9 protein-coding genes are annotated in these 11,363 nt (G+C 37.7%); 3 read left to right on the top strand and 6 right to left on the bottom strand.

The window, feature by feature from the left end:
- The first annotated feature begins 49 nt into the window (after window positions 1–49).
- Window positions 50–577: a hypothetical protein gene (locus EZJ28_RS11620; RefSeq protein WP_131398018.1), complete on the top strand. Its 528-nt coding sequence runs from the start codon at window positions 50–52 to the stop codon at window positions 575–577.
- Here EZJ28_RS11620 and EZJ28_RS11615 read toward each other — a convergent pair.
- The 6 genes from EZJ28_RS11615 to EZJ28_RS11590 all read right to left on the bottom strand — a co-directional run bounded on the left by EZJ28_RS11615 (window position 565) and on the right by EZJ28_RS11590 (window position 8,696).
- The gene (locus EZJ28_RS11615; RefSeq protein WP_131398016.1) at window positions 565–1,059 is read right to left on the bottom strand and encodes a hypothetical protein; all 495 of its coding nucleotides are present in this window, start codon (window positions 1,057–1,059) and stop codon (window positions 565–567) included. The two genes, EZJ28_RS11620 and EZJ28_RS11615, sit on opposite strands and share 13 nt — an antisense overlap.
- Before the next feature lie 39 nt (window positions 1,060–1,098).
- Window positions 1,099–1,605, bottom strand: a complete 507-nt coding sequence (locus EZJ28_RS11610) for a hypothetical protein (protein ID WP_131398014.1) — start codon at window positions 1,603–1,605, stop codon at window positions 1,099–1,101.
- Between the two features lie 237 nt (window positions 1,606–1,842).
- Window positions 1,843–4,518, bottom strand: coding sequence for a T9SS type B sorting domain-containing protein (locus EZJ28_RS11605; RefSeq protein ID WP_131398013.1), 2,676 nt, complete (start codon window positions 4,516–4,518; stop codon window positions 1,843–1,845).
- Between the two features lie 524 nt (window positions 4,519–5,042).
- On the bottom strand, window positions 5,043–6,287 hold the full coding sequence (locus EZJ28_RS11600) for an FAD-dependent oxidoreductase (protein ID WP_347562596.1): 1,245 nt from the start codon (window positions 6,285–6,287) through the stop codon (window positions 5,043–5,045).
- Window positions 6,288–6,317: 30 nt separating this feature from the next.
- Entirely contained in the window at window positions 6,318–8,045 is a 1,728-nt protein-coding gene (gene ggt, locus EZJ28_RS11595; protein ID WP_131398011.1) for a gamma-glutamyltransferase, read from the bottom strand.
- 198 nt (window positions 8,046–8,243) lie between these two features.
- On the bottom strand, window positions 8,244–8,696 hold the full coding sequence (locus EZJ28_RS11590) for an isoprenylcysteine carboxylmethyltransferase family protein (RefSeq protein WP_131398010.1): 453 nt from the start codon (window positions 8,694–8,696) through the stop codon (window positions 8,244–8,246).
- 243 nt (window positions 8,697–8,939) lie between these two features.
- On the opposite strand from EZJ28_RS11590, the gene EZJ28_RS11585 reads away from it, so the two are divergent.
- Together EZJ28_RS11585 and EZJ28_RS11580 are read left to right on the top strand one after the other, a co-directional pair.
- Window positions 8,940–10,385, top strand: coding sequence for an exonuclease domain-containing protein (locus EZJ28_RS11585; protein WP_131398009.1), 1,446 nt, complete (start codon window positions 8,940–8,942; stop codon window positions 10,383–10,385).
- Between the two features lie 250 nt (window positions 10,386–10,635).
- Entirely contained in the window at window positions 10,636–11,328 is a 693-nt protein-coding gene (locus tag EZJ28_RS11580) for a DUF4097 family beta strand repeat-containing protein (RefSeq protein WP_165499072.1), read from the top strand.
- Window positions 11,329–11,363 lie beyond the last annotated feature (35 nt).

The following is an 11,363-nucleotide window of genomic DNA, read 5'->3' as shown; positions in this document are numbered from 1 at the left end:
ATAAGAATTCATAACTATATCTACTTTTTAAATTTAATATTTAATCTCAGTGCGAAGAATCTATATTACTGCATTTAAGGAAGAGAAAATAGTTGGGATTCTAACTATAAAACATAAAGTCCCAGAAAAAAAAATATTATTGGTATATCTAGGAATGATGATAGTACATCCAGATCATGGTAGAGTAGTTACAAAAATGGCTTCAGAGCATATATCGATTTTAAATAAAATTAAAGATCAATCTATTTATATTTACAGTATTACTACTAATCCTTTTGTTCATAAGATAATTTCAAAATTTTATCAGAATATTTTCCCAAGATCAATAGATCAGAAGGAGTTGTTAGTTCCGGAATTCTACTCTAAAATCACCTCACATTCAGGATATAATATTTGTGAGTATAATCCTTACAAAATAATCAATAGCCCCTCTATTGCGAGGTATAATCAGGAATTTAAAAGAAAATTGTCTGAGATACCCGCTTCAAAAAATAGTTTATGTCAGTCCTATAATTTGAACACAGAAAATGGTGACAGAGTACTAATTATTGGCACCTACAACAATCAAAACCCATAATCAATTTTTGAGTAGGGTTTACTATTTATTGTAAGTTCACAATCTGGCGAGCGCTTTAAAAATTCATCCAGTTTTTCTTTTTCAATCTTTTCAGGACTTGCAAATAGTTCCTTTAAATTCGGAAGTCCTGCTAATTTTAAAACTCCATCGCAACTTACCTTTGTAGATCCGAGATGTAATAGTTTTAAGGATGGTAGTTTTAATAAAGAGGCAATAGATTTATCTGTAATTTCGAGATTCACCAGCCTGAGTTCTCCTATATAGTCCATTTCCAACAGGCAGGGAATTCCATCATCGTCTAATGATGTGCTATCCAGATCCAGTCTTTCTATCCGTTTAATTCTTGAGGTAATAAAGCAAAGCTCCTCATTGGTCAAATATTCATCTCTAAAAGTTAAATGCTCAATCTCTTCAGGTATATTATTTAACCCAAAAGAGAATTTAGTTTTCCAGAATCGCTTCTCTTTCTTATTGAATTTCATAGCAATCTTTAGAAAGATGTCCATTTTAAATTGAAAAAATTAATAATCAGCCCCAATATTACATTGATTTAGCTCATGTAAATTTTGGTGTTGGGAATCTCGAATTTTTAGAATTTTTTCAAAAGCTAAATAGAGATCTTCCTTCGCCTCTTGGTTAGCCAAATTCAATTCAAGTCTTTGCTTTTCATCATTTGGGTTTGGTTTGCATTTTCGGGAAAAAATCAATGTAATTCCCCGTTCTCTATCTTCTAATTCAATGAGTTCCATAATAGGAATATCCATTCCCACTACATAATAATCAACATCAGGTTCCATAGATATTTCATCATGGTACAAGGTTATTATGATGTCCTCAAATTTCAGATTATTAGAAATTGCCAATGAATCCTTATCCAGGGCAAAGCCATCACTTTGGTAATAGACAACCCTTTCTATATTGATTTTTCCTTCATTAATTACGTTTACTGGCTTATTCCAGATTTCACTTTGACCTAAAGAGATTAAAGGCAGAATCACCAGGATCCACGAAAAATAGCTTTTATACATATGAGGGTTTGAATTAGGTTAGGCAAAATAGATTCTTTATGAATTTAAAAAAAATATATTAAATGTATTTTCTACAGCTTCTTTCTTGGCTTTTCACCCTTCAACATAGTGATAAAGGTAAGTTTGGAGATATGATCATCTACTAAAATGATTGCTAAAACCGCTAAAAATATAATAAAAATTAGAATTGCGCCTAGTCTGACTAACCGCGATACATAAAAGTATTTTTATTTCCTTCTATCTCAATAAGGAAAAATGCCCCTTATGGCTTTTACCATTATTGCGGTGAAGCACAAACCAGTAATCTGAAGACGGCATAGGTCTTCCCCTGTAAGTCCCATCCCAACCTCGGTCTGTGGACATCAATTCTGTGAGTAACTTTCCATATCGATCAAAGATATAGAGCCTGTTTCCTGCCTCCTTATTAGCATTCCCAATTTGCCAGTAATCATTCATGCCATCACCATTAGGCGTGAAAAACTTTGGATAGTAAAGTATATAAAATTCTCCCACCACCGTACCACAGCCATTTTTATCCCTTATAAAAACTCTGTCCAGGGTGGGATCAATGTTCCTGAACTCAGCCTCGGACTGAAAGTTTACTCCGTCCAAAGAATATTCATAGTCTCCTTTTCCGGTTACATTTATAATCACCAGGTTGTCATTACTATCCCATCCTTCTGTGACTATCTCCCTGATTTCAGCTACACCTGAATCAATTACTTCCACCTCGGCCGTGACATCACAGCTCACATTCCAATAGTCATTTGTAGCAATAATGCCATAACTGCCAGGCTGGGAAACCTCAATGGTTCGAGTTGTATCGCCTGTTGACCATAAATAACTATCGAAATCCGAACCAACATCAAGCCACACCGATGAACCGTCGCATAAAGTACCGACATCAATTGGTGGTAGTTCTGGGCTTACAATCTTCAGGCCCACATGTTTCCCCAGCCCAAGGCATTCTTTGTTAACCCGGCTGTCTACCCGAACCCATAATTCCTGACCATAGGGACTGCCCATATTAACATAGGCATTTACGGGAAGGGTTGGGTTGGTTTTGAATAAGGCATCCTCAACGGTTTTATAATAGCTGATGTCTAGTTGCTGGTTGCTAGGGAAAAGTCGTGTAATCTCTTTATTTAGCAATGAAAGATCAAATACTCCAGTACCGTCATCCAGGTCTTCACAGGCAAATAACTCTATATAGAATTCCGCCGGAATCTGGGTGGTAGATACGTAAAGTAAGACCTTGGTAATACTATAGCATCCATTTACATTTTCCGTTCGGGCGAAGACCAATTCAGAACTGGGATCAGTATTAATATAGAGCTCAGGGTCTGGGAATGGATTTGCTCCAGATTCGGCCTCAGAGAGACTACGGTAAAAGCTAAGTGAAAGTCCGGACTGGTCCTGTAGTATCTCATCTGCCAATTCATTAAGGTTGAAAAAGGAATAACCATCAAGGTCATCATCACACTGCTTCATGTTGACTGAACTTACGGTTTGAGGTGCCGGGTGAACCGTTGCGGTTGTAGTTTCTACCAGGATCTCCCCGCTGCTTTCAACGGTGAGGCTTACCTCATATTCTCCAGGTGCGGCATAATTGTGATTTGGGCTCTCATCGGAAGAAGTGTTTCCATCCCCGAAGTCCCATCTTAGTGAATCAAAACTGCCGGTTATCGATTGTTGAAAACTGGTAGGTTCTCCAAAACACACATCGTCAGCTTCGATGGTAGCATCAATAAAATAGCTCTGGATAAATTGAGGAAGGCCCAAGGTACTGATGCCGGTTCCTAAATCAACTCCATTTCTGATATAATTACTTCCTTGACCATACACATTGGGATTATTGATTACCCCTAAATACGATGAATTTGTTCTGGCACAATATATTTTTTTATTAATTCCCAACTGAAGTGCTCCACTAACAATTCCCTCCTCACCAAATTCACTGTCTATAACCAAGCCTGAATTAGTGATTTTGATTATATCATTTAGACTTATATCGAACTGGACGATACCATACAAACCATGGGAGACATATACCAATTTTGAATTTGGAGAAAATTCAATACCATATGATCCCCAAAAGCCACCATATGGAAGTAATGGTGAGTCAATATGCATTTGATTGCTAACTTCACCGCTCTCGTTATCAAAATCAAACAGTGTAAAACCATTAATAAAAGGATCAGCAGTAGCCAGTTTATTCCCTTCCGGAGATGCTTTAAGATACCCTACACCACCTGAAAGGTCGCTAACCAAAGAAATAACGGGAGTTGTATTAAGTCCATTTTCATCCAGTAAAAAAGAATAAAATTCCTTTAGCCCTTCATTACCGGAACAGGTAATAACCCATATTCCTTTTCCATTCCTGTGTTTTACGGCCGTTATTTTTTCCTGTACATCAGAAAGCAGAAAGATGTTTTTGGTATTAGGCAATACCCCACCTAGCCCAGAATCAAGATTTAAATCAATTTTCGAATAATGAAATCCTTTTGAATTACCAGTTCTACCATCAACTGTAAATACATAATAAATTTTTTCATTTCCAATTTCCGGAACAATAATGGCAGATTGGGTACTGGAATAATGACCTAGTAAGCCTGATCCATTTAGCATCACCTCATGCTCCCGATTATATACTTTTGTTCCATCTGTGTAGAATTGCAGATTACCATTACTGTCACTGATTGTTGCACACCCCTCATCTGTATTAAGTTTGCCATCAGTCAAAGCTATGGGAGTATTACCGTTATTAAAGTCCAGCCCGGCATATTCCCCGAAATACCAAATAGCAGATTCCTTTTGTGTATAACATGCCAACGTTATAAAGTATAGAAATAGCCACGCTACAATTATCTTATCTCTTCCGGGAAAGCCAATTATGTTCAATAATTTTTTCATGTTCCATCTCGATTTTTAATAAAGATGAAAGGTCAATCATTGTAAACTGGAACAGATTGATTTTTGGAGAGAATAACTTAATTTTGATAACTAACAGAAAAGACAGCCCCCTTTCCATTAGAACTTTTTTCAAGCAGGATTTACTATGTTTAGTCTTTTATCTTTAGGTTAAATTCTTTATTATATACACTTCTATTTAATCACTCATTTAGATATTAATTCCACACGTTTCAACAAGAATTCCATCACCATAATAAATTCTTAATTCAAATAACAAATATACTGATTTTCAATAATTTACAACTTAATCGATTAAACGACAAGATGTTTTCGCACGAGACTTTTCATATAAAAAAATTGATGGTGTGCTTGCATCAGACTTGCCATGGAAACGATGGTGGACCGGATAGAAAAAAATCTTCCCGATCATCCAGTAGAGTACAAATTAAAAACTTCCATTATTCACAGAAATTCTACTCACTGTCATAAGCTTACAATACTATAGGCCAAGAAATTCTATTAATTTAAAACCGCCTTTCTGGTGAGAATGGCTCCATATTTACCTCGGTTTTTTTTGAGGCTATTATCTCACTGACCAGTTTACCTGTTACCGGACCCAGGCTCCATCCTATCATGGCATGACCCGTAGAAATAATAAGATTGCGATAGTTTCCGGTTCTTCCAATATAGGGCAGACCGTCAGGAGACACGGGTCTAAGGCCGGACCGGGCAGCTTTTATCTCCTCTTCGGAAATCTCTACATCTTTATAATATGTGGTTGCAGCTTTAACTATTGCTTTAACCCTTTCGGTCCTGATAATATCATTCTGTCCTGAAAATTCCATGGTCCCTGCAAATCGGGTAAAGCCTTCCATAGGGGTCACAGCTACCTTCGCCTCACACAAAATAGTAGGTATACTAATTTTATTCTCGCTAAACGTATCAATACTGTAGCCTTTTCCTCCCTGCAAAACTATTTTAAGATCAAGCTTTCTCGCTAAAGCTGCAGTCCAGCTTCCGGCACATAGAATAAATTCATCTGCGGTATAGAAATCCTTTTCAGTTCTAACACCAATCAACTTCTCCCCTTGTTTTTCGAAATCACATACTTCTTCTTCCAGTTTAAATTTGACTCCCTCACCCTTTAGCCACTCATATAAGGATTTCATGAAAGTATTAGGAGTTGCATGGGAATTATCGATATAGTGTACTGCCCCGGTGACCTTATCTGAAAGAGACGGCTGTAACTCCAGTATTTCCTCACGGTTAAGCAAATCTACTTCCAAACCTTCCCCCTTAATTTTCCTGGCCTTTTCAATTTCTTCCTTAGCGGTCTTATTGGTGCTATAAACCGATAATAGACCTTTCTTTTCGTAATGAATGGGAAAGTCCACTTGCCTGATCAATTCCTCAAAGAGGACCTGGCTTTTAGAAAGCAGGTCTTTGAGTACAGGAACTGATTTTGACACTTTTGTAGTGGTTGATGATTTTTTAAACTTCCAGGCCCAGTCCAGGAACTCCGTATCCCACCTCGGTTTTATATAAAATGGACTGGACTTATTCCACATCATTTTCAAACCCTTATTGATCATTCCCGGAGAGGCTAAAGAAATGATATGACTGGGTGCGATGAAACCAGCATTGATATTCGAAGCGCCTTTAGTAAGATCCTCTTTCTCGATAACGGTTACGGAATACCCTTCCTTTAGAAGATAATAAGCTGAACAAAGTCCAATAATTCCTCCGCCAATGACAATTACTTTCTTCAAGATCCTTGGATTTTCAGGTTAGTATGAATTTCATTTTATTCCAATAGCCCAATCATCTCCCCTGGGATCGGCTGCTCCTTCATAAGAACCATCCGGCCTTACCAGGATTGCATCTACTTTTCCTATAGAACCCCGCCTTTTAACCGTATGTCCCATCATCTTTAGTTTTGTGATCACGGCTTCCTGAATGGCATCGTCTTCCATGTAAATTTGGTCGGGTTTCCACTGGTGATGAAATCTTTTTTCATTAACCGCATCGGTCATATTCATACCATGATCTATCACATTCAATATGGTTTGATATACTGATGTTATGATGGTAGAGCCTCCAGGTGTACCTAAAACCATAAATAAATCACCCTCTTTCTCAACAATTGTAGGGGTCATAGCGCTTAACATTCGCTTCCCAGGTTGAATGGAATTTGCCGCACCACCTAATAGTCCATAAATATTCGGAACTCCCGGTTTACTGCTAAAGTCGTCCATTTCATTATTCAATAAAAAACCGGCACCCTCTACAAAAACTTTCGAGCCATAGGCAGAATTAATCGTGGTTGTTAAAGATACCGCATTGCCCTGTTTATCGATAATGGAGTAATGAGTGGTTTCTTCACTTTCAACAATATCATCCAGTTCCATGGCGCTTACGTCATCACTATTAGTGGCCTCAGCTACATCAATTTCCTGCACTCTGCCGGCTATATAATCATCGTCCAGAAGTTCATCCACCGGAACCTCCCAGAAATCTGAATCACCCAAATGCCTGGCTCTGTCTGCGTACACCCTTCTTTCCATTTCCGTCATTAGATGAATAGTCTTTGCCGATTTAGACCCGTATTCGCCTATCGGGAAATGTTCAGACATTTTTAATAATTGGATCAGGGCTATCCCGCCACTACTTGAAGGCGCCATACTGTGAACAGTATATCCCCGGTAACTTCCTGTAACCGGGGCTCTCCATACAGAATGGTAATTCTTTAAATCCTGAAGAGTAATGATCCCGTTTCCGGCCTGCATTTCCGCAACCAGCAGCTCTGCGGTCTTCCCTTCATAAAACCCAGCTCTTCCCTGATCTCTAATGCGTTCCAGGGTTTTAGCAAGATCCTTCTGGATTAAAAGGTCTCCCTTTTTCCATTCTTTTTCCTTGATCAATGTTACGGTCTCGGGATTACGGTTATTCTTAATAAAATCTTCCCTGTAGCGATTATAGTTATCTGCCTGTTTGGAGGTTACAGAAAATCCCTTATCTGCCAGCTTAATGGCAGGCTCTAGCAATACTGACAAAGGCAGTGAACCGAATCTTGCATGTGCCTCTAACATCCCGTCAACCGATCCCGGGACTCCGGAAGCTTTCTGCCCGTATAAGCTCTCTCCTTCTATTACTTCCCCTTCATCATCCAGATACATATCTTCATATGCATTTTCCGAAGCTATTTCCCGAAAATCCAGTGAATATACCTCCCCATCATTCTCCCTGTATATCATAAAACCACCACCTCCAAGATTACCCGCAGAAGGATAAACCACCGCCAGGGCAAAATGTACAGCCACCATAGCGTCTATTGCATTCCCTCCGGATTTTATAGTTTCGTATCCTACCTGAGTTGCCAGGGGATGTGCACTTACTACCATCCCATTCCGGGCTAAGGCAGATTTACCGCTAAAGGAAGTTTCCTCCAGTATTTTTTGGGTATTGCTACAACCTAGAAAACAAATAGAAATAAGAAGATGGAGAAAAATTCTTACATGCTTTTTCATGGGCCAGGTAGAGTTTTTAGTTCATTATAAAGGGCGAATGATCAAGTCTGATTGGTTTGAACCTGACAAGAAAATTACTAATTATATTCAAATTATTAGTCCCTCCCCTAACGTAAGGAATAATACAAACTATTTTTTACTAATAATTAGCGCCACTGGCATACATTCATCGTTTTTATCCTTCGAAAAATCTTTCCATCAAAATTTAGGAAAAAACCTACCGGTTTTCTTTCGATATGCTTTATAGGTTCCGAAACGCTTCATCAGAAGCTTTTCTTCGTAGGCTGATTTGAACTCGAATAATACGTATAAGAGCATAGTAATTATTAATCTGAAGCCGGAAAAAGTGAATATAGCGAATCCGGTAAACGCAATCAGAATACCTGAATAAATAGGATGCCTTACAAATTTGTATAGACCGGTCTGTACCAGTTCTGAGTTTGATTTGGGAGACGGAAATGGGGACAGATTATCTTTTAACTGTAATAAGGCGAGGATAAAAATCAAACCTCCCAGAATAACTAAAACGAGCGATGTATCCTTTATGAAGGTTGGAAAACTTAGTTGCAGAACTTGCAGATCAAATATGTACAGGACAAATAGAATGGCCTGCAAACCAACCAGGATTAAATCTTTAGATTTTAAATTCACTTAATCTTTTTCCCTTTATATCACAACTTAAAGTAAACTTAGAATAGGTCAAAAAAAAAACCAATTTTGGATTAGAATAATATAATATTAATTTAAATATTCTATTTAAGCTCTATTTTAACCTGTAAGATAAGACATCCGCAACCGACTTTTCCAAAGCTTCCAATCAGCTTTTAATGGAAAAAATCCATTAATTTGGATAAAATCCTTTTATAGCTTCTGAAAAACTTTTAATTTGCCGGCATGAAAGATGTCAAATTTGCGATCACTGATATTGAAACCACCGGTAGTGGTATCAAAAACAATAAGATCACCGAGATCTGCATCATTGTGGTACAAAACGGAGAAGTGGTTGAGGAGTATTCATCGCTGGTAAACCCCAGTCAGTCTATCCCTCTCTATATTGAAAGTCTTACGGGGATTAATGACCAAATGGTTAGTGATGCCCCTCAATTCTCGGAAATTGCAGAGGATATAGAAAAGATCACAAAGGACTGCATTTTTGTAGCTCATAATGTAAATTTCGATTACAACATCATTCGTTCTGAATTTTCAAGTATAGGGAAGGAATTCAGAAGAAAACGTCTTTGTACCGTGCGTCTCACAAAAAAGCTTATTCCGGGATTGTTCTCCTACAGCCTTGGAAACATCTGCACTTCCATAAACATTCCCCATCTGGATAGGCACAGGGCAGGCGGAGATTGTGAGGCAACCGTCACCTTATTCCAGCGATGTCTATCCCTGGATCCGGAATATGAGGTGATCTCAAAATTATTGAATCAAAGAACCGCCGCTTCCTACTTACCTCCTAATTTCAAAAGTTCGGATTTTGAAAAACTACCTACCTCGACCGGGGTCTATTTTTTTAAGGACAAGGATGGAATTCCTTTATATATAGGAAAAGCTAAAAACATAAAAAGTCGTATCAAATCCCATTTCCAGGAACGCTCCAATCGGAAATACAGACTGATGCAGGAGACCTATAATATAGATTATGAACTTACGGGAAATGAATTACTCGCCTTATTGCGTGAATCTGAACTTATACTGAAGTATTTCCCAAAATATAATAAAGCACAAAAAAAACCTGGCAGACCGTACACCCTTACCTCCTATCATAATCAAAAAGGTATCGAGCAATTTGCACTGCATAAGAATAAGATTGCGCCCGTGAGCTGGCTGAAATTCTACACCCGCGACGAGGCTATTAAATTTCTGGAATTCCTCTGCCAGAAATTTGAACTCTGTCCAAAATACTGCGGTCTTCAAACTGGAGTCAAATATTGTGATCACTATAAAATCACTTCCTGCAGTGGAGCCTGTAAAAATGAGATCGATGCAGAGGAATATAATGAACGTGTCTCAAGAGCCATTAGTTATATAGAACAATTTGAGGATTCCTGTCTATTAGTGGAAAAGGGAAGAACCCCTAAAGAAAAGTCCTTTATCTACCTCAACCAGGGCAGATATGCAGGCTACGGTTTTATTGATCATTCACAGGAACTGAACCAGCCCGAAGATTTCAGAAATTTTCTTATTCCGCAGAAAAACAGCAGCTATTCTGACAGGATCCTGAGCCGTTATCTGAACACTAAAAAAGATCTGGTTAAAATACCACTGAACAGTCAAGAAAATAATCCCTGGGAAAATAACAGCGAATTAATTTCTGGGAAGCTGAATTATGTTTAGTTAATTCCGGATAGCTGATAATTTAATCCCTATCTTCTTTCTTTGTCCTCTACCTTACAAAATCAGTTAAAAGAGAGAAGCCGGGGTAGCCTTCAACTTTCATTATTCTGAGGATTCTTACGTAAAGATTTTTAACCTATCCTATAAATTTTGCAACGGGAATTTTTCTTAGTCGTCCTTATAATAACTTAGGCTCTATGCAAAATGCATAGAACTTAAAAAATCATTCATCAATCAAAAAATGAACATCATGAAAAATTTATTCAGCTTCCTTATCCTATTGATAAGTTTCAGCCTTACCGCTCAAAAAGAAATAACTAAAGAGGTCAAATACGAAAATCAGTCGGTAAAAGTAGAATTTCCTTTTGCTTCTGATATTCAGATCAAAACCTGGGATAAATCATCGATTAAGGTTGAGGCCAGTATCAGCACAGAAGACGAAAAATATATTGAAATGTTCGACCTGCATATTTCAAGTGATGAATCTCTCATCCAGATAGAATCCAATTCTAAAGACATATTTAAAATCTTTCAGGATGAAATAGGTGATTCATCCGGCCGTTATCATATTGGGTCCGATCATGAATTTAATTATGTGCTATACATTCCAAAAAATGTTGACTTAAAAGTCTCCAGCATCACCGCCAATGTTTTTTCTAAATTTCTACAGGGAGATATTGATATTAAAGTTGTAAGCGGAGATATTGAAGTAGAAAAACACCAGGGGAATCTTAAATTAAAGACCGTTGCCGGAAAAATTGAAGCGGTATATGATAATGCTTCGGTAATGGCAAAAACGGTAGTAGGAGAAATTTATACCAGTAAAACACTTAATCTGGATATAAAAGAGAAATTTGTAGGCCAGGAAGTGAGTATGGAAATAGAAAATGCAAAAAACTCCTTAAGTCTCACCACAGTTAACGGAGATATTTACCTGAAGTAGAACATTTTAAGACTATTGTTTAGATTAGTTGAAAA

Origin of the sequence: Gramella sp. KN1008, from assembly GCF_004332155.1 — a bacterium.
In the GTDB taxonomy this organism is placed as follows: domain Bacteria; phylum Bacteroidota; class Bacteroidia; order Flavobacteriales; family Flavobacteriaceae; genus Christiangramia.
The sequence above is the reverse complement of the archived record's forward strand: the minus strand, read 5'-3'. Positions and strand labels throughout refer to the sequence as shown.